Below are 20,090 nucleotides of genomic sequence, written 5' to 3' on the forward strand. Positions count from 1 at the left end.
TCCCCGTTTCTGTGGTTGGTCAAGACTCTGATAGGTATGTGCGATGCGATTGAAGCCCTGGGCCGCGGTCGCCGCGGCCGTACCCCTCGCGGCGGGATGCGTCGCCGGCCCCGCGGCGGGCCCCGCCCGCGCGTCGAGCGGCACCTCGCAGAGCTCGTCGGCCGAGAGTCCGCCCGCCCGGGCCACGGCGTCACGTACGGCGCGGCCGCCCAAGGTCCCGCCGGGCACGACCGCGTCCTGGCTGGTGTTCGACCGGCAGCGCGGCAAGTTCGTCGCGACCCGGCACGCGCACCGCAAGTACCGCTCCGCCTCGGTCATCAAGATCCTGATCGCGATCGACTTCCTGGAGTCGCGCAGGACCGTCTCCGCGGCCGACGCCAGGCTGCTGAAGATCATGCTGAGAGAGAGCGACGACGACGCCGCCTCCACGTTCTGGGACCGGGGCGGCAAGGGCGCCATCGTCACCCGCATGGCGCGCAAGCTCCGGCTGCCGGACACCACGCCGCCGCCCGCGTCCAAGCCCGGCTTCTGGGGTTACGCCACGCTGAGCGCGCACGACGTCGTGCGGACCTACCGCTACCTGCTCGACACCGCCTCGCCCCGGGTGCGTGACACGATCCTGGGCCACCTGCGCGCGGCGACGCCGTGCGGCAGCGACGGCTTCGACCAGACCTTCGGCATCCCCGACGGGGTGCCCGGCCGCAAGGCGGTCAAGCAGGGCTGGTCCGGCTTCGGGCTGACGCCGCCGGTCAGATGTGACGCCAGGACGCAGAGCGCGTCGATCTCCCTGGTCGCCTCGCGCGCCGCTGACGCGCGCGTGCCCGACTACGGCCGGCCGGTGCTCTACACGACCGGCCTCGTGGGCAAGGACGAGAGGTACGTGATGGCGGTGCTGACGGCGCACCCGGCGGGCAGCGCGTGGCGGGGCTCGGTGAACCGGATCACGAAGCTCACCGCGGGGCTCTATCGCAGCGTCACCTGAACGGCTGAAGGGCGGCCCCGTCGCGCTAGCCGACGTAGGCCGCGTACACCTTCTTCGGCACCACCATCCGCCACGCCTCCAGCACCAGCTCGCGCATCTCGTCCGGGTCGAGGACGGCCAGGCGCGCGACGGCCCAGTTGAAGCGCAGATCGGACTCGGGGGGCAGGAGGAACTTGTCGGGCTCCGCGGCGACCAGCGCGGCCCGCTCCTCCTTCGGGAAGGCGAACCCCATCAGCGTCTCGTCGCGCGAGAACGCGACGTAGACGATGGAGCCCACCCGGAACTTGATCCGGTCCCTGATCAGGTGCTCCGATGACCGCGGGAAAGTCGCCGCGAGCCGCCGCACGTCCTCGACTGTGACCACGTGGTCAACGTTAGCGGTTGCCCTCCGCCGCGGAGATGTCGGCGAGCGCCGAGTCCGGGTCGCGCTCCATCGCGAGGTCGCCGATGCTGAGGATGCCGACCGCGCGGCCGTCCTCGAGCACCGGGAGGCGGCGTACGTGGTGCTGGCGCATGAGCTGGACGGCCTGGTCGATGCTGGTGTCCGGGCAGACGGCCTCGACGCCTGGCGAACACGCCTCGCGCACGGGCGTGTCGGGGCCCTTGTCGTCGGCGACGCACCTGATCGTGATGTCGCGGTCGGTCACGATGCCGGCCATCCGGCCGTGGTCGTTGACGATGATCGCGCCGGTGTCGTTGTCGCGCATGAGCGCGGCGGCGACGCTGACCGGCTGGTCGCCGTCGACGGTCGCGGGGTGGCTGGTCATCACGTCTGCCACGGTTCTGGCCATGGTGTGTCTCCTCGATGGATTGCTTCCGGGGGAGCACCATCTACCCGATTTGCCGTCGCTCACGTGCTGGGTGGGTTGTTTGTCGGAATTTGCCCTGTGGTGAGGGACTGCTCGTACGCGGCCAGCACCTGCTTGCGGCGTTTGGCCGGGAGGCGGTCGATGTAGAGGTGGCCGTCGAGGTGGTCGGTCTCGTGCTGGAGGCAGCGCGCGAGCATGCCGGTGCCCTCGACCGTGACGGGCCGGCCCTCGGCGTCGGAGCCGTGCACCGTGGCCCGGTCGGACCGGGGGAGCGGGGCGTACTGGCCGGGGACCGACAGGCAGCCCTCCTCGCCCGCGTCGAGGCGCCGCTCGCCCACGCCCGGCAGCTCCAGCGCCGGATTGACGACGACGCCCCGGTGGCGGACGCCGTCGTCGTCCGGGCAGTCGTAGACGAACACCCGCAGGGGCACGCCGATCTGGTTGGCGGCCAGCCCCACGCCGTCGGCCGCGTACATGCTCGCGAACATGTCGTCGACCAGCGCCCGCAGCGCGTCGTCGAACCGGGTGACCGGCTCGCACGGCGCGTGCAGCACCGGGTCGCCCACGCGCACGATCGGCCGGACCTCTCCCATGGCGACCGCCCTTCCGTAGTCGTCCGGAACAGTGTACGGTCGAGCGCCACATATCCATATAATGAGACATATTCTCTCGTATAGCGAGATGAATGGTAGCGTGCCGGACATCAGCCGAGACGAGGGAGTTCCGATGAACGCCGTCTACACCCACGGCCACCACGAGTCCGTGCTGCGCTCCCACCGGTGGCGCACCGCCGGCAACTCGGCCGCCTACCTCCTGCCCCACCTCCGGCCCGAGGCGGTCCTGCTCGACGTCGGCAGCGGCCCCGGCACCATCACCGCCGACCTGGCCGCCAGGGTGGCCAGTGTGACCGCGACCGAGGTGAGCGAGGAGGCGCTGGAGCTGGCCAGGGCCGAGGCGGCGGCCAGAGGCGCGGGCAACGTCGGCTTCGCCGTCGCCGACGTGCACGCGCTGCCCTTCCCCGGCGGGTCGTACGACGTCGTGCACGCCCACCAGGTGCTCCAGCACGTCGGCGACCCCGTGCAGGCGTTGCGCGAGATGCGGCGGGTGGCGCGGCCCGGCGGCGTCGTGGCCGCCCGCGACAGCGACTACGCGGCCTTCGCGTGGTTTCCGCGTGTGCCCGCGCTCGACACCTGGATGGAGCTCTACCAGAAGGTGGCGCGCGGCAACGGCGGCGAGCCGGACGCCGGCCGGAGGCTGCTGTCATGGGCCCGCGCCGCCGGGTTCACCGACGTCACCGCCACCTCGTCCACCTGGTGCTTCGCCACCCCGGAAGACCGCGCCTGGTGGGGCGGCATGTGGGCCGACCGGATCCTGCGCTCCGCGATGGCCGAGCAGGCCCTGGCCACCGGCGCCGCCACCGCGGAGGACCTGCGGCGCGTCTCCGACGGCTGGCGCGCATGGGCCGGGTCGGACGACGGCTGGATGTCGATCCTGCACGGCGAGATCATCTGCCGCGCCTGACGACCGGCGGTCAGAGCCCGAGCGTGCGCGCCCGCTGCCACTGGGGGTCGCGGAAGAGCACCACGTCGGTGCCGTCGATCAGCTCGTCCGGCGCCGACACCATGGTGATCTCGCCCGCCGCCTGCATCTCCAGCAGCAGGTCGCGCACCCGCGGCCCCACCGGCAGGCGGCCCGGCGGCAGCCCGAACCCGTCGCGCACCGCGTCGGCGACCTCCGACAGGCGGAACGGCCCGTCGAAGGCGTCCACCACCGAGCGCACCACCACAGGCGTGACCAGCCGCTCCGCCTCGGCGTGCGCGAGCTGCCAGTTGATCTGCTCGCGCCGCCGCCCGGTGCCGGCGCAGGAGGTGCAGGGACGCGTCAGGCCGGGCGCGGGCTCCTCCTCGGCCGAACCCAGGCAGACCGAGCACTGGTGGTGCTCGGCGGCGTGCACCTCGGCCGCCATCCGCCCGCCCAGCTGGGCCCCGCAGTCGCAGCCGTAAGTGTCGCCGAGGATCGTCCCGGTCTGGCGGGTGATCGTATGCTTCGTCATCGTCGCCGACTCTACCCCCGGCCCCTCACCCGCGGGCCGCGGCGAGCCCGTGCAGGCGGCGCAGCGCCTTGCGGGCGGCGGCGGCCACCCCCGCGTCCGGGTGGTAGTCGATGAACACCCGCAGCACGGGCTCGGTGGCCGGGTGGTCGCAGAGCGCCAGCAGCGTGATCGTGCTGGCCTGCTCGTCCGTCTCCATGCCGGCCGCCACCGACTCGACCACCTCGGACGGCTCGCCGCCGAACTCCAGCAGCGCCGCCGCCATGTCCACCAGCACCCAGCCGATCTCCTCGGTGGCCGGCTGCCGGTCGTCGCGGCTCAGCCGGGCGGCGATCACCGCGCCCACCTTGGGCTCGATCACCAGGTCGTCCAGCGCCCGGCGGCCCTCGTCGCCCAGCTGGAAGCCGAGCAGCTCGATGCCGATCGCCCGGCTGAGCGGGCTCACCGCAGGCAGCACGCCCGCGATCTCCCTGGCCGCCCCCGCCGCGTCACGGCGGGCCAGCCAGCCGGCCAGCTCCTCGTCGCGGTCCGCCTCCGGGTACGAGCGCAGGCCCAGCAGCAGCCCCGCCCCGTCGCGCTCCGCGAGCGAGCCCATGACGGGCACCTCCTGCCCGGTCAGCTCCCCGATCAGCCTCCGGCCCATCCACAGCCCGACCGGCGTCGCCTCGTACGGGTTCGCGCCCTTCACCAGGCCGAAGGCCACCAGCTCGGCGGGAGGGTCGCCGACGGCGGGCTCGCGCGCCACGAACAGGCGCACCACCTCCAGCAGCAGGCCCTCGTCGAGCCGGTCCCTGCACACCTCGCCCCAGGCCTCCAGCACGTCCTCCTGGCCGTCGAGGAACTCGGCCGCCAGCGGCGCCGCGCGCACGGCGGCGACCAGCTCGTCCTGAGGCGGCAGACGGACGGGCGGCTGGAGCGGGAAAACGTCTTCGTAGGCGGGCATTCCCCTATCCTGTCGGACCTTTCTGACAAGTGCGATATGGTCCCCCTACCCCGTAAGACCGGAAGAAAGGAGGCGCTGAGATGTCCCGCTCCTTCCGGACGCTCACCGCGTCCGACCCCGCTCTTCGGAGGACTCGTGCTTTTCCGTCCCACGGCCGCGCCTGATCTCGGCCGCCTGCTCGACTGCGCCGTCGACGAGCCCGTCAGCTGGGCCCATCCCGAACGGCTGCGCTCCTTCCTCGCCGACGGCCACTACCACCACGACCGGATCTGGGTGGCCGAACAGGACGGCGAGATCCTGGCCCGCGCCGTCTGGTGGGGCTTCCCCGGCGCCGGGCCGCTCGCGCTCGACTGCCTCCACACCCACCCTTCGGTCACCGACCGCGTCGCGCTCGCGGCCGAGCTGCTGCGCCACGCCCATGACGCGTTCGGCGCACGTCCCGCCTACCACGTGTTCCTGCCGGTCGGCTGGCGCGGCAACGACGCCGTCACCGCCGCCGTCGGCTGGCGGCAGGACGCCTGCCGCCGCGCCGGCCTGACCGACGAGCTGGAACGGCTCCGGTACGCGTGGACGCCGGACCGGCCGCTGCCGGAGGCGTCCGGCAGGCTCGTCTTCCGGGAGGAGCCCGACGACGAGGCGTTCGTCGCCGCCTTCGCGGCCGCGTCGGCCGGCAGCCTCGACCACCACACCCGGCAGGCGCTGCTCGTCAAGGACGCCGAGGCGCAGGCCAGGGAGGACCTGGCCGACTACCTGGCGATGCCGGGCGACCGGTCGTGGTGGCGGCTGGCCCACACCCGCTCCGGCGAGCTCGCCGGGTTCGCGCTGCCGTCCGCCAACCCCTCCGGGCCGGTGGTCGGCTACCTGGGCGTGCTGCCCGAGCACCGCGGCCGCGGCTACGCCGGCGACCTGCTCGCCGAGATCACCCGCAGCCACGCCGGGCGCGGCGCGGACCGGGTCGTCGCCGACACCGACACGGGCAACGTGCCGATGGCGCGGGCGTTCGAGCGGGCCGGGTACGAGCTCTTCGCCGTCAGGCTCGTGCTCTCCGCGAATCCCGTGAACGCGTGATGCGCGCGGGCCGCCCGCTCCGGCACGGTTGAGCCATGTGGCACATCGATGATCTCGACCTGGACGCGTACCTCGACCGGATCGGCCACGGCGGCCCGCGCACCCCGTCCGCCGCGACGCTACGCGCGGTCCACCGCGCGCACGTCACCGCCATCCCGTTCGAGAACCTGGACGTGGTGCTCGGCAGGGGCATCCCGCTCGACCCGAAGTCCCTGCAGGACAAGATGGTGACCGGGGGCCGCGGCGGCTACTGCCACGAGCACAACCTGCTGTTCGCGGCCGCCCTGGAACGCCTCGGGTTCCCGGTGACGCGGCTGCTGGCCCGCATCCGGCTCGGCGGCCGCTCCCACCTGCCGCGCTCGCACGCCATGCTGCTGGTGATTGCGGACGGGCGGCGGTGGCTGGCCGACGTGGGGTTCGGCGGCGACGGGCTGGTGGAGCCGATGCCGTTCGCCGAGGAGGCGACCGCCTCGGCGGGCCCTTGGCGGTGGCGCCTGGCCCGGGACGGCGACCTCTGGATCCTGCACGCGGGGGAGGAGCAGCTGTACGGGTTCCGCACGGACGAACCCCACTACCCGAGCGACTTCGAGGTCGCCAACCACTACGTGGCCACCCACCCGCGCTCCCCGTTCCTCTCCCACGTGCTGGCCCAGCGCACGGCGATCGGCGAGCGCGTACGGATCGAGCACCTGGGCGCGCGGACGGCCGGGGAACTGCGGGACGGCCTGCGCGACCGCATCGGCATCACGATCTCCGAAGCGGACGCCGCGGCGCTGCTGCCCTTGATCCATCCCGAGGGCCGTCCGGACTGAGGCCTTCGCCTGGCATCCCTTCGCTGTCCGGGCACGGGCCATAGAGGTTTCCGGCCGGGGCAAGGGGACGCCCCCGCCGGTCTGGGCGCGGGTCAGAGAGGCCTCCGGCGCGGGGCCGCCTTAGCTGTCGGGGCACGGGTCAGCGAGGTTTCCGGCCGGGGCGCGGGCCCGGAGCCGCCTTCGCTGTCCGGGCGCGGGTCAGCGAGGCCTCAGGCCGGGCGCGGGCCCCGCCGGGCTGGGCGGGGGTCAGGTGAGGCCCTCGCTGATCAGGGCGTGCCGGGCCAGCTCGACCCGGCTGCTGACGCCCAGCTTGGCGAAGGCGTGCCGGAGGTGGCTGTCGACGGTGTGCGGGGACACGAACAGCTCGGCGGCCACCTCCCGGTTCGTCAACCCCCGGGCGACCAGCCGCGCCACCCGCAGCTCGGCCGTGGTCAGCGCGGCCCATCCGGTCGGCGGGCGCCCGGCGGCGTCCCTCCTGACGCCGCACGCCGCGTACACCTCCAGCGCCTCGTCCCTTCGCCCGGCCTCCTCCAGCGCCGCGGCCAGCCCCAGCGGTCGCGGCGCCGCCCGGTACAGCTCGACGGCCTCGGCCAGCCGCCCCTCCGCGTGCGCGGCCGCCGCCCGTAACGACACCACCTCCGGGTTGCGCGCGGCCAGCGCCCGGATGCCCGCGACCACCCCCGGCTCCCCACGCAGCCGCGCCGCCGCCCACGGCTCCTGCAACAACAGGTACGCGAGCGCACTCCCCTCCTCATCCAGCCACCCCAGCCCCGGCGCGTCACGACCCCGACCCAGACCATCCGACGTCCCAAGCGCCCGCCGATCGCGGTGGGGCAGTGTTTCCCGGGCTGCCGGATCGCGGTTAAGCGGTGATTCGGGGGTGGGCTGTTCGCGGTCGGTTGGTGTTCCGTGGGTGGGTTGATCGGGGTGGGTCGGTGTTCCGTGGGTGGGTTGATCAGGGTGGGTCGGTGTTCCGTGGGTGGGTTGATCAGGGTGGGTCGGTGTTCCGTGAGTGAGTTGATCGCGATGGGTCGGCGTTCCGCCAGCCCGCTGATCGCGGTCGGCCGGCCCCGCGCCTCTCTTCGTCCGCCTGCCCGTCGTCCCGTGCCCGTAGAGCGACCGTTCGAAGAGTGCCGTACGGAAGCGCAGTTCGTCGTGGACCAGGCCGGGGCCGCTTCCCGCCAGCTCGGCCCCCTCGCGGAAGTGGCGGCGGGCGGCCTCCGAGTCGCCGCGCAGCGCGGCCACGTGGCCGAGCACCGCCAGCAGCGCCGGCGCCAGTGCCATCGCCGACAGCTCGGCGGTGACCCGCAGCCCGGCCTCCGCCTCCGCCTCCGCGTCGTCCAACCGGCCCCACGCCAGCAGCAGATCCGCCCTGAACCGGTGACGCAACGGCAGCGACCAGGCCGTGCCCGCCGCGCCCGACTCCCGCGCGACCGCCGCGTACACCGCGTCCGCCTCCTCGAACCGGTCCAGCACGGTCAGGGCCGCGCCCAGCCAGAGCCGTGGATGCCTGTGCGCCACCTCACCCCCGGCCGCGTCCGCGATCCGTACCGCCCGCTCGGCATGCTCCAGCGCCACCCGAGGCTCGCCCCGGAACAGCGCCACGGTCGAACGCGCCTGCAACGCCACCACCTGCCCGAACGGCTCCCCACTGGCCACCGCTCCCGCCGCCGCCGCGTCGGCCTCGTCGATCCGTCCGGTCATCATCAGCGCGTGCGCCCGTACCGCGAGCAGCCGCGCCCGCGCCTCCACCGGCACCCCGGCCCGCGCCAGCGCCCGCCCTGTCCGCTCCACCACACCCGCGTCGTCACCGGCATGCTTGAGCGCCTCCGCCAGCCCGAGACAGATCGCCGCCTCCTCCCCAGCACTCAGCCGCCCGCCCAGCGCATCCGCCGATGCCGTCACCGCCTGCGCGCCCGGTTCTTCGGGTGTGTCCAGCCGTCCGGTTTCCGTCTGCCGGCTCGGCGCGCCCAACCGTGCCGTCGCCGTCCTCCCGCCCGGCTCTTCGGGTGCGTCGAGCCGTCCGGTTTCCGTCTGCCGGCTCGGCGCGTCCGCCGGTGCCGTCGCCGTCTGCGCGCTCGGCTTTTCGGGCGCGTCCAGCTGTCCGGTTTCCGTCTGCCGGCTCGGCGCGTCCAACGGTGCCGTCGCCGTTCTCGTGCTCGGCTCTCTGGGCGTGTGCCGCCGGGGGGTGGGGCCGTCCATCGGGTCGTTCTCATCACCTGGGAGAGCCGGGGTGTCAGGCGACCGGGGACGGGCGTACGGTCTCGTGGAGCAGTCGTCGGCGAGGGCGCGGGCATCGGCGAGGCGGCCCGCCGAGGCGAGGAGGCGTACGGCGTCCGCGACCAATGCCGGATCCCAGCTGTCCGAGAGGTCGAGGGCTCGCGTCATCAGGTCGGCGGCGGCCGACGGGGCGGTGGCCCTGAGGCCGGCCGCCGCCGCACGCAGCTCCGCCACGGCCGCGGCGTCTCCCCGGCGGGCGCCGTGCCGCAGGTGCTCGGCCAGCTCCGCCGGGGGCCTGCCCTCGGCCCTGAGCACGGCGGCCGCCTCCCGGTGCCACGCGCTCCTGACCGCCTCCGGCAGCCCTCCGTACACCGCCTCCCTGATCAGGTCGTGCCGGAACGCCAGCCGCCCGCCCTCGTCCACCAGCACCCCGGCCCTGACCGCCTCCTCCACCGCCGCGACCGCCCCGGCCACCGGCGTGCCGAGCACCCCTGCCGCCTCGTGCACCGAGAACGGCCGCCGCAGCACCGCCGCGACCCCCAGCAGCCGCCGCGTCCCCACCGCGAGCGGCAGCAGCCGCCGCTCCACCGCCTCAGGGAAGCCGCCGTCCATCCTGACCCGGCCGTCCTCACGCGCCGCCGACAGCGCCTCCTCCAGCAGGAACGGATTGCCGCCGCTCGCCCGTACCAGCTCCAGAACCGGTCGCGACGGCGGCGATCCCAGCAGGTGGCCGCTCAGCTCCGCCGCCTCCTCCTGGCTGAGCGGCGGCAGCGGCACCCGCACCGCCTCCAGCCGGTCCAGCGACTCCTGCTCGGGCAGCGGCCGCCGGGCCAGCAGCCACACCACCGGCGACCCGCCCGGCACCAGCCGGCGCAGCGCCAGCAGGCTCAGCTCGTCGGCCCACTGCACGTCGTCCAGCACCACGAGCAACGGCCCGGCGAACCGCTCCAGCGCGTCCCCGATCATCTCCACCCGATCCACGGGATAGCCGATGGAGTCCGAATCGGCGGCCCGCCGGACGTCGTCGTGGGTGATCGTGAGGGGATGGGGCTGGTCGAGGGGGTGGCCGGTGGGGTCCGTCTCGGCGGCCTGCCGGACGTGGTCGCGGGTGGTTCTGGAGGGGTGGGGCCGGTCGGTGGGGTTTGTCTCGGCGGCCCGCCGGACATCGGCACTACCGGTGACGTCGATGGGGACTACTCCGGCCAGTGCCGAGCGCAGTGTCGACAAGGGGGCCACTCGGTCCAGCTCGGTGGCACGACCGGCGGCCACCGTCAGGCCGCGTGCGCGGCCGAGGCGGGCGGCCTCCGCGAGCAGCCGGGTCTTGCCGATCCCCGCGGGACCCTCCACCAGCACGCATCCCGCACCCGCGGCCAGCACGCCGCTGATCGCCGCGAGCGCCTCCCGCCTGCCGACGAACGTCATGGCACCGATTCTGCGCTACGCCAGGCGGATCCGGACCACGAGGTCGTGCAGGGCGGCGTGCGCGGAGGCGGTGCCGGGCAGCGCCGAGCCGTCCCCGGCCCGCTCCAGCTCCGCGGTCATCCTCGCCACGTCCGCGGCCGCCGAGGCGATCACGGGCGCGGCGCCGTGCTCGGCCTCCCGCTTGGCGGCCACCAGTTCGGGCAGGTACGCGGGCCCGTACCCGTACAGCTGCGTCAGGTCGGCCCGCAGCTCGCCCGACCGCATCAGGTGGATCCCGGTGGCCAGCACCCGGAACGTGTACAGGAGCGGCTTCAGCTCGCCCGTCTTCCCGAACAGCCGCCACTGCGTCCGCGCGAACCCCAGGTAGTGGTGGGCGTGATGGCGCGTCAGGCACGCGGGCGCCAGCGCCACCAGCTCCTCGTGCACCGGCGACGACGCCACCACCAGCGGCGACAGGAGCTGCTCCAGCACGTAGCCGTTGCGGCTCAGCAGCAGCCGGCAGAACTTGGCCAGGTCGTGGGTCACCAGGTCCACCTCGACGCCGTCCCGCGTCCACGTCGCGTCGAGCGTCTCCGGCCCGGTGACCAGCCCGACGACCTCCCGGGCGGGCAGCACGTGCACACCGCGCAGGTCCACGTCCGAGTCCGCCGACGGGAACCCGTACAGATGGGCCCCGCTCACGGTGGCGAACACCAGCGGGTACGGCTGCTCACCCGGGATCTCCGGCAACCAGGCGGGCAGGTTCACAGGTTCTCCCTCCGCACGCCGATCAGGAACTCCTCGACCGCGTCCCGGTCCGGCCGCTCCGGCAGCACCGAGTCGGCCGCCGCCAGCTCGGCGACCAGCCGCGCGCGCCAGGCGTCCACCTCCGCCCACGGCACCTCGCCCCGCTTGACCGCCAGCAGGCGCTCGCGGTCGTCGCCCATCCGGACGCGCGGCTCGCCGTGCCGGACCAGATGGAGGCCGCTCAGCAGCAGCCTGATCATGTGCATGGCCTGCTTCCACTTCGGCGCCTCCGGGTCCAGCCGGCGGAACTGCGCGTCCGCGTACCCGGCGAACGTCTCCTGGGCGCGGCCCGACAGGAACGCGCCGCGCAGGTCGAGCAGCCGCCGCCCGGCGGGCGTGACCAGTTCGACCAGCGGCGACCACAGGCACTCCAGCACCGTCGGGTTCGCCTGCAGCGCCAGCACGCAGAACCGCTCGACCTCCCACGAGAACTGCTCGGGCAGCGGCCCGTCGCGGTGCGTCGGCGGCTTGTCCAGCCGCCAGAACGCCTCGGTCGGCGCCGCGAACACGCCACGCCGGTCGATGTCGGACGCCTCGGTCTCCAGCCCGTACGCGCGCGAACCGGTCACCACGGACAGGATCAGGTCATCGCCCATGAGGATCGACTCCTACCTCCAGTGGTCGGCACCGAGCCCCGCACGAAGCCCGAATCCCCCAATTTAGGGCTTTGTTGCCCGTTCCGGGTTGATGATCGTCGATTGCTGACACAGTCTTGAGTCGTGGGAAGTGCTCCGGAAATGCGTAGCTACGAGTCCGTCTACCGGCAGAGCATCGAGGCGCCGGAGGAGTTCTGGCGCGAGGCGGCGCGGGGCGTCGACTGGGACGTGGAGCCCGAGCGGGCCCACGACGGCGGGCGGTGGTTCCCCGGAGGGCGGCTCAACACCTGCCACAACGCCGTCGACCGGCACGTCGCGGCGGGCCGGGGCGACCAGGACGCGCTGATCTACGACAGCCCCGTCACCGGGTCCGCGCGCCGCTACACCTACCGGGAGTTGCTCGACCTGGTGTCCCGCACCGCGGGGATGCTCCGCGGGCTCGGCGTCGGGACCGGCGACACCGTGGTCATCTACATGCCGATGGTGCCCGAGGCCGTGGTCGCGATGCTCGCCTGCGCCAGGCTCGGGGCGGTGCACTCGGTGGTGTTCGGCGGGTTCGCGGCCAGCGAGCTGGCCGTCCGCATCGACCACGCCAGGCCCAAGGTGGTGCTGTCGGCGTCGTGCGGGATCGAGCCGTCCCGGCTGGTGGAGTACAAGCCGCTGCTGGACGCCGCGCTGGAGCGGGCGTCGCACCGGCCCGCCCACTGCGTGATCCTGCAGCGCGAGCAGCACCCCGCCGACCTCACCGAGGGCCGCGACCTCGACTGGGAGAGCGCCGTGCGCGACGCGGAACCCGCCGGATGCGTCAGCGTGGCCGCCACCGACCCGCTCTACATCCTCTACACCTCCGGCACCACCGGCGCCCCGAAGGGCGTGGTCCGCGACAACGGCGGCCACGCGGTCGCGCTCCACTGGAGCATGGCCAACGTGTACGGCGCCGCGCCCGGCGAGGTCTACTGGGCCGCCTCCGACGTCGGCTGGGTCGTCGGCCACTCCTACATCGTCTACGCCCCGCTGCTCGCGGGCTGCACGACCGTCCTGTACGAGGGCAAGCCCGTCGGCACGCCCGACCCGGGCGCGTTCTGGCGGGTGGTGTCGACGTACGGGGTGCGCACGCTGTTCACGGCGCCCACCGCGTTCCGCGCGATCAAGAAGGAAGACCCGTCCGGCAGTTTCGCCAAAAAGTGGGATCTGTCCAGCCTGCGTTACCTCTTCCTCGCCGGCGAACGGCTCGACCCCGACACCTACCACTGGGCCTCGGCCCTGCTCGGCATCCCGGTCATCGACCACTGGTGGCAGACCGAGACCGGCTGGCCGATGGCCGCCAACTGCGTCGGCATCGAGGAACTGCCGGTCAAGCCGGGTTCGCCCACCAAGCCCGTACCCGGCTGGGACATGCGCATCCTCGACGACGACGGGAACGAGTGCCCGCCCGGCGTCGAGGGCGCCGTCACGGTCCGGCTGCCGCTGCCCCCCGGCTGCCTGCCGACCCTCTACCGCGACGACGACCGCTTCACCGAGGCCTACCTGTCGCGCTACCCCGGCCACTACCTGACCGGCGACGGCGGCCGCATCGACGAGGACGGCTACCTGTTCGTCATGGGCCGCATCGACGACGTCATCAACGTGGCCGGGCACCGGCTGTCCACCGGGGCCATAGAGGAGGTGCTCGCGGACCACCCGGACGTCGCCGAGTCCGCGGTCATCGGCGTGACCGACGAGCTGAAGGGGCAGCTCCCGGTCGGGCTCGTGGTGCTCAAGGCGGGTGTGGAACGCGACCCCGCCGACGTCGAGCGCGAGCTGACCGCCCTGGTCCGCGAGCGGATCGGTCCCGTCGCGGCCTTCCGCAGGGCCGTCGTCGTGAGCCGGCTGCCGAAGACCCGCTCCGGCAAGATCCTGCGCGGCACCATGCGCGACATCGCCGCCGGGACCCCCTACCGCGTGCCGTCCACCATCGAGGACCCCGCCGCCCTCACGGAGATCACCGACGCGCTCAAGGGCTGAGCATCCGACAACCCTCCAAAGCCGGACCAACGGCGTCATGATGGGAGCTCTCACGCTCTTCGGAGACGCCGATGACGGACATCCTGAGCTACGCGGGCGCGCTGGACATCCTCGGCTGTGAGCGGCCCCGGCTGGCCAAGGCCGTCGAGCGGGCCGCGGCCGTGCCTCCGACCGGCTGGGGCGGCGCCGCCGTGCCCGCCGCGGGCCTGGTGGAGCTGCGCGGCGAGATCGTCCGCTACACCGAGGACACGGTGCGCGGGGTCGCCGCCCGGCGCGGCGGCGACACCCGGTTCGTCAGGACCCGGCGGCTGGCCGCGGCCCACGCCGTGATCGTGGCCTCCGCGTACTTCGAGGCCCTGGGCGAGGAGGCGAGGCCCCCGGTCACGCTGGAGCGACTGGACCACACCCGCCACCCGGAGGCGGCCGAGCGGTACGCCGCCCTCGTCAGGAGCCTGCTCGCCACCGGGCTGCCGACGCCCGAGCCGCATCGCCCGTACGAGGAGACCCGGCGGGCCGTGCGGCTGGTCCACCGGCGGATGTCGGAGGCGCTCCTGTCGTACGCGCGCGGCCTGCCCGTGTGGGGCGAGCTGCCGGCGGGCGACCGGGCCCGGCTGCCGGCGCTGTTCACCGACGGCCCGGAGGCGCACGCGCTGCGCGTCTACGACGAGGACTACCGGCTGCTCGCCCTGGACCGCCCCGAGTTCGGCAGGTGGAGCCTGGCCGCCGAGCAGCCGCCGCCCGGCGCCGGGCTGTCGCGGGTGGCGCGGCTGCTGGCGGAGCTGGCCCCGCCGCGCACCGGCGACCGGCCCGTCATCCACCTGGTGCGGCTGGCCGCCGGCGCGCTCGACCAGCCGCTGATGGCCGGCCGGGAGCCGCCGGATGACGTGACGCTGCCGCTGCTCGGCGAGGGCTACATCACCCCGCGCTGCCGGGTCGCTGAGCTGGCGGGGACCGCCGCCGAGCCGCCCAGGCCGGCCGCCAGGAGCTGGTGGGCCGGGCAGCGGGCGCTGCCCGACACCGAGGCGTTCCTGGTCGGTCATCTCACCTCGCTGGGCGCCACCCAGGCGCCGCTGGTCGTGCTGGGCGAGCCGGGCGCGGGCAAGTCCACGCTGGTGGAGGTACTGGCCGCGCGGCTGGCCGGGTCGGAGTTCCTGCCGATCCGGGTGCGGCTGCACGACGTGGTGGCGGAGTCCACCGTGCTGTCCCAGATCGACCAGGGGCTGCGTACCTCGCTCGGCGAGGACGTGCGCTTCGAGGAGCTGGTCGAGGCCGGGCAGGAGGCCCTGCCGGTGGTGCTGCTCGACGGGTTCGACGAGCTGGTCCAGGCCGTCGGCGAGGGCCGCCACGACTACCTGGAGCAGATCCAGGAGTTCCAGGCCAGGCAGTACCGCGTCGGCCGGCCCGTCGCCGTCGTCGTCACCGGTCGCACCGTCGTGGCCGACCGGGTGCGCTTCCCCGACGGCCTGGTCGTGCTGCAGCTGCGCCCGTTCGAGGAAGACCAGGTGCGGCGCTGGCTCGACATCTGGGACCAGGCCAACCGGGCGGTGCTCGCCCGCCGTGACCGCGCCCCGCTGTCCGCCGGCGACGCGCTGGCCCACCCGGAGCTCGCCACGCAGCCGCTGCTCCTGCTGCTGCTCGCCCTGCACGACGCCACGGGGGACGGCGTGCGCGGCGCCGGCCCCATCGGCCGCGCCCAGTTGTACGAGGCGCTGATCCGCGGCTTCGCCCGCCGCGAGGTCGCCAGGGACGCCTCCGCCGTCGGGCTGCCGCCGCCCCGGCTGCGCGCCCTCGTCGACCGGGAGCTGGTGCGGCTCGGGGCGGTCGCGCTGTCGATGTTCGCCCGCGGCCGGCCGGTCGCCGCGGCGGCCGCGCTCGACGCCGACCTGGCGGCGCTGTGCGGGCCGGGCAGCGGGGCGGACCGGGCCACCAGGCGGTTCTTCTTCGCGCGCCGTACGTCCGCGCACCGTACGGGGAACGGGACAGACGGCTACGAGTTCGCGCACGCCACGTTCGGCGAGTTCCTCGTCGGCTGGCTGGCCGTGTTCGCGGTGCGCGAGCTGGTCAGGAGACACGACCTGACCGGCGGCGAGCTGGCCGCCGCGCCCGCCCAGGACCTGGACGACGACCTGCTGTACGCGGTCACCTCGTTCTCCTGCCTGGCCGAGCGCGGGCCGATCGTGGGCTTCGCCGTCGAACTGCTCGCCGGGCTGCCCGCGCGGGAGCGCGAGCGGGCCGTGGAACTGCTCGGCGTGCTGCTGCGCGAGTCGCTGTACGAGCGGCGGCGGCGCTCCTTCACCGCGTTCGAGCCGGTGCGGCGGCCGGTCACGCGGCGGCTGGCCGCCTACTCCGCCAACCTCACCCTGCTCATCGTGGCCGCGTCCGCGGCGCCCGTACGGGTGTCAGAGCTGTTCGGCGGCCCCGACCCGCTGGCGCGGTGGACCTCGCACGCCCACCTGTGGCGCAGCCAGCTCGGCGACGGCGGCTGGAGCGGGCTGCTGGCCGCCATGCCCGCGCTGCGGGTCTCCGAGCACGGCGAGCGCGACATCCTGCTCGGCGGGCCGGCCGAACCGCCGGGCGGCGACGGGCTCGGCTGGTGGTTCGGTCACGGCCTCGGGCGGCGCGCCACCGTGCTGCGCCACCGGATCAGGGTGTTCGCCGAGCGCGCGTACCTGCTCAACCCCGACACCGACCTGCTGGCCGACCTGCTCGACGAGGGCGCCGACCCGCCGCTCCTGCTGCGCCCGCGGGGCCGGGTGGCCAGCCTGCCCCGGCTGCTGCGGGACCTGCTGACCGGCGAGCCCCTGAACCCCGACGACCGGCTCGCCCGCTACCTCGACGCGATCACCGCCGCCACCGCACCCGGCCTGCCGCCCGACGCCCGCCTGCTCGCGCTCATCGCCCACGCGGTCACGATCGACGGCGCCCGGCTGCCGTTCGCGGGCCGCGGCCGCATCGTCAGCGAGCTGCTGCACGCCGGCGCCGACCACGCGCTGCTGCGGCCGCTCGTGGAAGCCATGATCGCCGAACGGTTCGAGAGCTGGGAGAGCCTCGTCGAGGCGGGCATCCCCGAGGACGTGCTCCGCAAGATCCACAGCCCCTGACCGGCTCGCCCGGACTTTGCGGGATAAATGCCGACATAGCTTGATCAAGTACCGCTAGGGTATCCGCCGACCGCTGAACCGCGGTTCCGCGCCGGGATCCGCCCGGCCCGTCCGGGGGAACCTCTGCCATGGCGTCCGTCCTCGCCTTCCGTGTCCCGCCAGGCCGCTCCGCCGTGGCGCGACCGGCCGGCCACCGCCTGTTCGCGGCCGTGCTCGTGCTCGCCGCCGCGCTGCGCGTGCTGGTCATGCTGGGGTACGACACCGCGATGGTGTACTGGTACGACTCGTTCACGTACCTCGACACCGCCGTGCGCATGCGGCCGAACGGGGCCTTCCACCCCGCCGGATACTCCGCCTTCCTGTGGCTGCTGCGGCCCTTCCACAGCGTGGAACTCGTGGCGGGCGTGCAGCACGCGATGGGGCTGGGCGTCGCCGTGCTGATGTACGCGCTGCTGCGCTCGCGCGGGCTGCCCGGCTGGGGCGCCACCCTCGCCACGCTGCCGGTGCTGTTCGACCCGTCGTTCGTCCGGCTGGAGCACGCGATCCTGTCCGACCTGCAGGCGATCTTCCTGGTGATGGCCGCGCTGCTCGTGCTGGGCCGCCGGGAGGAGGTCACCGCGCGGGCGGCGGCCGGGGCCGGCCTGCTGCTCGCCCTGGCCGGGCTCACCCGCACCGCCGCCGTGCCGCTGATCGGCCTGGCCGCGCTCTGGCTCCTGCTCAGGCGGGGCCGGCGCCGGCGGGCGGCCGTCCTGCTGGTGGCCGGCGCGCTGCCGCTGCTCGCCTACGCCGGATGGTACGAACGCCACCACGACCGGTTCGCGCTCAGCGGCTCCGACGGCGTGGCGTTATGGGCCCGCACGATGACGTTCGCCGACTGCTCGGTCATCCAGCCGCCGCCCGCCGAGGCGCGACTCTGCCCGAACGGCACCGTGATGGACGCCGCCTCCGAGTACGTGTGGGCGCCCGGCGCCTCGCTCAACCTGCTGCCCGGCGACCGGTTCGCGCACAACGACCTGGCCAGGTCCTTCGCCCTGCGCGCCATCGCCGCCCAGCCCCTGGACTACCTGCGGCAGATCGCCGGGGACACCGCGCTCGCCTTCACCTGGGAGCCGGTGCCGCACCCCGACCGGATGACGCCGACCTCCACGTTCCCGTACGGGGTCTGGACCGTGCCCGACAACGAGCTGGTGCGCGCGGTCCGCGCCGACTACGACCCGGACATCAGGGGGATGCGGTCGGTGGAGCCGTGGGGATCGGTGCTGGCCGCCTACCCGTACCCGTGGTTCCTGCACGGGACCCTCTTCGGGGTGCTGCTGCTGGCCGGGGCCGCCGGGTCCGTCGGGCGGCGGCGGCCGGCGCTGCTGCCGTGGGCGTTCGCCGCGTTCCTCCTGGTGGCGCCGGTCGCCGCGCTCGACTTCGACCACCGGTACGTGCTGCCCGCGATCCCGCCGGCCTGCGTCGCCGCCGCGCTCGCCGTACACGGGATACCGCGACCGCGGTATCGCGCGGCGGGGGACGAGCGCACTACCGTGAACATGTGAGGACGCTCGCCCTGGTCTGCGGCATGGCGGTGGTCGTCCTGTATTCGACCGTCATGGCCTACGACAACCAGCCCGGGGCCACGCCCCTCGACCCGGCCGGCTACGCGCTGCTCGTCACGGCCGTGCTCGCGCTCGCCTGGCTGCCCCGCAGGCCGGAGGTCGCGCTGGCGATCAGCGCCGGGGCGGTCGCCGCCCTGTTCACCCTCGGCTACGCGTACGCGTTCTGGCCCGCTCCGGCGCTGATCTCGGTCTTCGCCACCATCTCGACCGGCCGCCGGGCGGCGGGCTGGGCGGGGGCGGCGTTCCTGGTCGCGGTGCCGGCGGTCGCGGCGGTCCTCCACCCCGGGGTGGACAACGCGGTGGCCGTGGTCATCTGGGCGCTGCTCGTCCTCGTCGCCGCGCAGCCCGCCGAGGTGTCGCGGGCCCGCCGCGCCTACACCCTCGAAGTCGAGCGCCGCGCCGCCGAGGCCGAGCGCGGCCGCGAGGAGGAGGCGCTGCGCCGCGCCCAGGAGGAGCGGCTGCGGGTGGCCAGGGAACTGCACGACGTCACCTCCCACACGGTGTCGGTGATCGCGCTGCACGCCGCCGTCGCGGCCGAGGCCGTCGCCCGCGCGGGCGGGCCGCCGGAAGCCCGCGACGCCCTCCAGGTGATCCGCGACTCCAGCCGGCAGGCGCTGGCCGAGATGAAGGGCGTGCTCGGCGTGCTCCGGCCCCGGCATCCCCTGCCCGGCAGCGCCCAGCTCCCCGCCCTGGCCAGGACCGCCGGGCTGCCGGTCACGCTGGAGACCACCGGCGAGCCCCGGCTGCTGCCGCCCGCCGTGGACCTGGCCGTCTACCGGGTGGTCCAGGAAGCCCTGACCAACACCATCCGTCACGCGGGCGCCACCCGCGCCACGGTGACGCTGGCGTACGAGGAGGCGGGCGTGCGCGTGCGCGTGGACGACGACGGCACCGGCCCGTCCGGCACCCCCGGTCTGGACGCGGGAGGCCATGGGCTGAGGGGGATGGCCGAGCGGGTGGAGGCCGCGGGCGGGAGACTCACCACGGGCGCCGGTCCGGCGGGCGGGTTCCGGGTGGCGGCGTGGATGCCCGCGTGATCACCGTCCTGCTGGCCGACGACCAGCCGCTCGTCCGGGCGGGGCTGCGCGCGCTGCTCGACCCGGAGGACGATCTCACCGTCGTCGGGGAGGCCGCCGACGGGGCCGAGGCGGTGCGCGAGGTGGCCCGGCTCGGGCCTGACGTGGTGCTGATGGACATCCGGATGCCCGGCGTCGACGGGCTGGAGGCGACCCGCCGCATCGTCTCCGGGCGGACCCGCGTCGTCGTGGTGACCACCTTCGACCTGGACGAGTACGTGTACGAGGCGCTCCGATCGGGCGCCAGCGGATTCCTGGTCAAGGACGCGGAACCGGCCGAGATCCGGCACGCGGTCCGGGTGGCCGCCCGGGGCGACGCCCTCCTGTCCCCGGGGGTCACCCGCAGGCTGATCGAGGAGTTCGCCGCCCGGCCCGGCGTGAACGACGACCGGCTCGCCCCCCTCACCGGCCGCGAGCGTGAGGTCCTCGCCCGCGTCGCGCACGGCCGCACGAACGACCAGATCGCCGGCGAGCTGTTCATGAGCCCCGCCACCGTCAAGACGCACGTCAACCGCATGATGACCAAACTCGGCGTCCACGACAGAGCCCAACTCGTGGTCCTCGCCTACGAAACCGGCCTCACCCGCCCCGGCCACCACCCCTGACCACGCAGCGGGTGC

17 protein-coding genes are annotated in these 20,090 nt (G+C 74.4%); 9 read left to right on the forward strand and 8 right to left on the reverse strand.

Going from position 1 to position 20,090, the window contains the following annotated elements; all coding sequences use genetic code 11:
- The first annotated feature begins 43 nt into the window (after window positions 1-43).
- Window positions 44-982 carry a hypothetical protein gene (locus AB0K05_RS36320; RefSeq protein WP_364235381.1) on the forward strand — a complete coding sequence of 313 codons (939 nt, stop codon included), beginning with the start codon at window positions 44-46 and terminating at the stop codon, window positions 980-982.
- A 25-nt stretch (window positions 983-1,007) separates the two neighbouring features.
- Here the strand turns inward: AB0K05_RS36320 and AB0K05_RS36325 are convergent, their stop codons facing one another.
- From AB0K05_RS36325 to def, 3 genes are read right to left on the reverse strand one after another with little or no spacing between them, the layout of a single operon-like run.
- Complete coding sequence (locus AB0K05_RS36325; protein WP_364235383.1) at window positions 1,008-1,346, reverse strand: MmcQ/YjbR family DNA-binding protein; 339 nt, start codon at window positions 1,344-1,346, stop codon at window positions 1,008-1,010.
- Between the two features lie 10 nt (window positions 1,347-1,356).
- Window positions 1,357-1,773 carry a CBS domain-containing protein gene (locus AB0K05_RS36330; protein ID WP_148034644.1) on the reverse strand — a complete coding sequence of 139 codons (417 nt, stop codon included), beginning with the start codon at window positions 1,771-1,773 and terminating at the stop codon, window positions 1,357-1,359.
- A 59-nt stretch (window positions 1,774-1,832) separates the two neighbouring features.
- Window positions 1,833-2,384, reverse strand: coding sequence for a peptide deformylase (gene def / locus AB0K05_RS36335; protein ID WP_219544349.1), 552 nt, complete (start codon window positions 2,382-2,384; stop codon window positions 1,833-1,835).
- A gap of 133 nt (window positions 2,385-2,517) precedes the next feature.
- Here def and AB0K05_RS36340 point away from each other — a divergent pair, with 133 nt between their 5' ends.
- A complete protein-coding gene (locus AB0K05_RS36340; RefSeq protein WP_364235386.1) occupies window positions 2,518-3,312 on the forward strand; it encodes a methyltransferase domain-containing protein in 795 nt (264 codons plus the stop codon).
- 10 nt (window positions 3,313-3,322) lie between these two features.
- On the opposite strand, the gene AB0K05_RS36345 is transcribed toward AB0K05_RS36340, so the two are convergent.
- Both AB0K05_RS36345 and AB0K05_RS36350 read right to left on the reverse strand, forming a co-directional pair.
- Window positions 3,323-3,844: a hypothetical protein gene (locus tag AB0K05_RS36345; protein WP_219544351.1), complete on the reverse strand. Its 522-nt coding sequence runs from the start codon at window positions 3,842-3,844 to the stop codon at window positions 3,323-3,325.
- Window positions 3,845-3,869: 25 nt separating this feature from the next.
- Window positions 3,870-4,784: a hypothetical protein gene (locus tag AB0K05_RS36350; RefSeq protein WP_219544352.1), complete on the reverse strand. Its 915-nt coding sequence runs from the start codon at window positions 4,782-4,784 to the stop codon at window positions 3,870-3,872.
- A 135-nt stretch (window positions 4,785-4,919) separates the two neighbouring features.
- On the opposite strand from AB0K05_RS36350, the gene AB0K05_RS36355 reads away from it, so the two are divergent.
- Both AB0K05_RS36355 and AB0K05_RS36360 read left to right on the forward strand, forming a co-directional pair.
- Window positions 4,920-5,852 (forward strand): GNAT family N-acetyltransferase, encoded by a 933-nt coding sequence (locus tag AB0K05_RS36355; RefSeq protein WP_364235389.1) that lies wholly within the window; start codon window positions 4,920-4,922, stop codon window positions 5,850-5,852.
- A 35-nt stretch (window positions 5,853-5,887) separates the two neighbouring features.
- Window positions 5,888-6,664 (forward strand): arylamine N-acetyltransferase, encoded by a 777-nt coding sequence (locus AB0K05_RS36360; RefSeq protein ID WP_364235391.1) that lies wholly within the window; start codon window positions 5,888-5,890, stop codon window positions 6,662-6,664.
- 246 nt (window positions 6,665-6,910) lie between these two features.
- Here the strand turns inward: AB0K05_RS36360 and AB0K05_RS36365 are convergent, their stop codons facing one another.
- Genes AB0K05_RS36365 through AB0K05_RS36375 form a run of 3 tightly spaced genes read right to left on the reverse strand, consistent with a single transcriptional unit; the run spans window position 6,911 to window position 11,688 of the window.
- Window positions 6,911-10,306, reverse strand: coding sequence for an AAA family ATPase (locus tag AB0K05_RS36365; protein WP_364235393.1), 3,396 nt, complete (start codon window positions 10,304-10,306; stop codon window positions 6,911-6,913).
- A gap of 15 nt (window positions 10,307-10,321) precedes the next feature.
- On the reverse strand, window positions 10,322-11,053 hold the full coding sequence (locus AB0K05_RS36370; protein ID WP_364235395.1) for a nucleotidyltransferase domain-containing protein: 732 nt from the start codon (window positions 11,051-11,053) through the stop codon (window positions 10,322-10,324).
- Window positions 11,050-11,688: a nucleotidyltransferase domain-containing protein gene (locus AB0K05_RS36375; protein ID WP_364235397.1), complete on the reverse strand. Its 639-nt coding sequence runs from the start codon at window positions 11,686-11,688 to the stop codon at window positions 11,050-11,052. Before AB0K05_RS36375 ends, AB0K05_RS36370 begins: the two co-directional genes overlap by 4 nt.
- 141 nt (window positions 11,689-11,829) lie before the next feature.
- Between AB0K05_RS36375 and AB0K05_RS36380 the strand changes: the two genes are divergently transcribed.
- The 5 genes from AB0K05_RS36380 (at window position 11,830) to AB0K05_RS36400 (ending at window position 20,075) form a co-directional block, all read left to right on the forward strand.
- Window positions 11,830-13,692 carry a propionyl-CoA synthetase gene (locus tag AB0K05_RS36380; RefSeq protein ID WP_148032020.1) on the forward strand — a complete coding sequence of 621 codons (1,863 nt, stop codon included), beginning with the start codon at window positions 11,830-11,832 and terminating at the stop codon, window positions 13,690-13,692.
- 71 nt (window positions 13,693-13,763) lie between these two features.
- A complete protein-coding gene (locus AB0K05_RS36385) occupies window positions 13,764-16,793 on the forward strand; it encodes an AAA family ATPase (RefSeq protein ID WP_364235401.1) in 3,030 nt (1,009 codons plus the stop codon).
- A 128-nt stretch (window positions 16,794-16,921) separates the two neighbouring features.
- The gene (locus AB0K05_RS36390; RefSeq protein ID WP_364235403.1) at window positions 16,922-18,334 is read left to right on the forward strand and encodes a hypothetical protein; all 1,413 of its coding nucleotides are present in this window, start codon (window positions 16,922-16,924) and stop codon (window positions 18,332-18,334) included.
- Window positions 18,331-19,431 carry a sensor histidine kinase gene (locus AB0K05_RS36395; RefSeq protein WP_364235406.1) on the forward strand — a complete coding sequence of 367 codons (1,101 nt, stop codon included), beginning with the start codon at window positions 18,331-18,333 and terminating at the stop codon, window positions 19,429-19,431. The genes AB0K05_RS36390 and AB0K05_RS36395 overlap by 4 nt, the downstream gene beginning before the upstream one ends.
- Complete coding sequence (locus AB0K05_RS36400) at window positions 19,428-20,075, forward strand: response regulator transcription factor (protein ID WP_271279211.1); 648 nt, start codon at window positions 19,428-19,430, stop codon at window positions 20,073-20,075. The genes AB0K05_RS36395 and AB0K05_RS36400 overlap by 4 nt, the downstream gene beginning before the upstream one ends.
- The last annotated feature ends 15 nt before the right edge of the window (window positions 20,076-20,090 follow it).

The organism is Nonomuraea sp. NPDC049486 (assembly GCF_040676925.1).
Classification (GTDB): domain Bacteria; phylum Actinomycetota; class Actinomycetes; order Streptosporangiales; family Streptosporangiaceae; genus Nonomuraea; species Nonomuraea ferruginea.

What these genes read in the sequence shown, in the direction of transcription:
- AB0K05_RS36320 (WP_364235381.1), top strand. Translation starts at nt 44, where the DNA reads ATGCGATTGAAGCCCTGGGCCGCGGTCGCCGCGGCCGTACCCCTCGCG.
- AB0K05_RS36330 (WP_148034644.1), bottom strand. Translation starts at nt 1,773, where the DNA reads ATGGCCAGAACCGTGGCAGACGTGATGACCAGCCACCCCGCGACCGTC.
- def (WP_219544349.1), bottom strand. Translation starts at nt 2,384, where the DNA reads ATGGGAGAGGTCCGGCCGATCGTGCGCGTGGGCGACCCGGTGCTGCAC.
- AB0K05_RS36340 (WP_364235386.1), top strand. Translation starts at nt 2,518, where the DNA reads ATGAACGCCGTCTACACCCACGGCCACCACGAGTCCGTGCTGCGCTCC.
- AB0K05_RS36345 (WP_219544351.1), bottom strand. Translation starts at nt 3,844, where the DNA reads ATGACGAAGCATACGATCACCCGCCAGACCGGGACGATCCTCGGCGAC.
- AB0K05_RS36350 (WP_219544352.1), bottom strand. Translation starts at nt 4,784, where the DNA reads ATGCCCGCCTACGAAGACGTTTTCCCGCTCCAGCCGCCCGTCCGTCTG.
- AB0K05_RS36360 (WP_364235391.1), top strand. Translation starts at nt 5,888, where the DNA reads ATGTGGCACATCGATGATCTCGACCTGGACGCGTACCTCGACCGGATC.
- AB0K05_RS36365 (WP_364235393.1), bottom strand. Translation starts at nt 10,306, where the DNA reads ATGACGTTCGTCGGCAGGCGGGAGGCGCTCGCGGCGATCAGCGGCGTG.
- AB0K05_RS36375 (WP_364235397.1), bottom strand. Translation starts at nt 11,688, where the DNA reads ATGGGCGATGACCTGATCCTGTCCGTGGTGACCGGTTCGCGCGCGTAC.
- AB0K05_RS36380 (WP_148032020.1), top strand. Translation starts at nt 11,830, where the DNA reads ATGCGTAGCTACGAGTCCGTCTACCGGCAGAGCATCGAGGCGCCGGAG.
- AB0K05_RS36385 (WP_364235401.1), top strand. Translation starts at nt 13,764, where the DNA reads ATGACGGACATCCTGAGCTACGCGGGCGCGCTGGACATCCTCGGCTGT.
- AB0K05_RS36390 (WP_364235403.1), top strand. Translation starts at nt 16,922, where the DNA reads ATGGCGTCCGTCCTCGCCTTCCGTGTCCCGCCAGGCCGCTCCGCCGTG.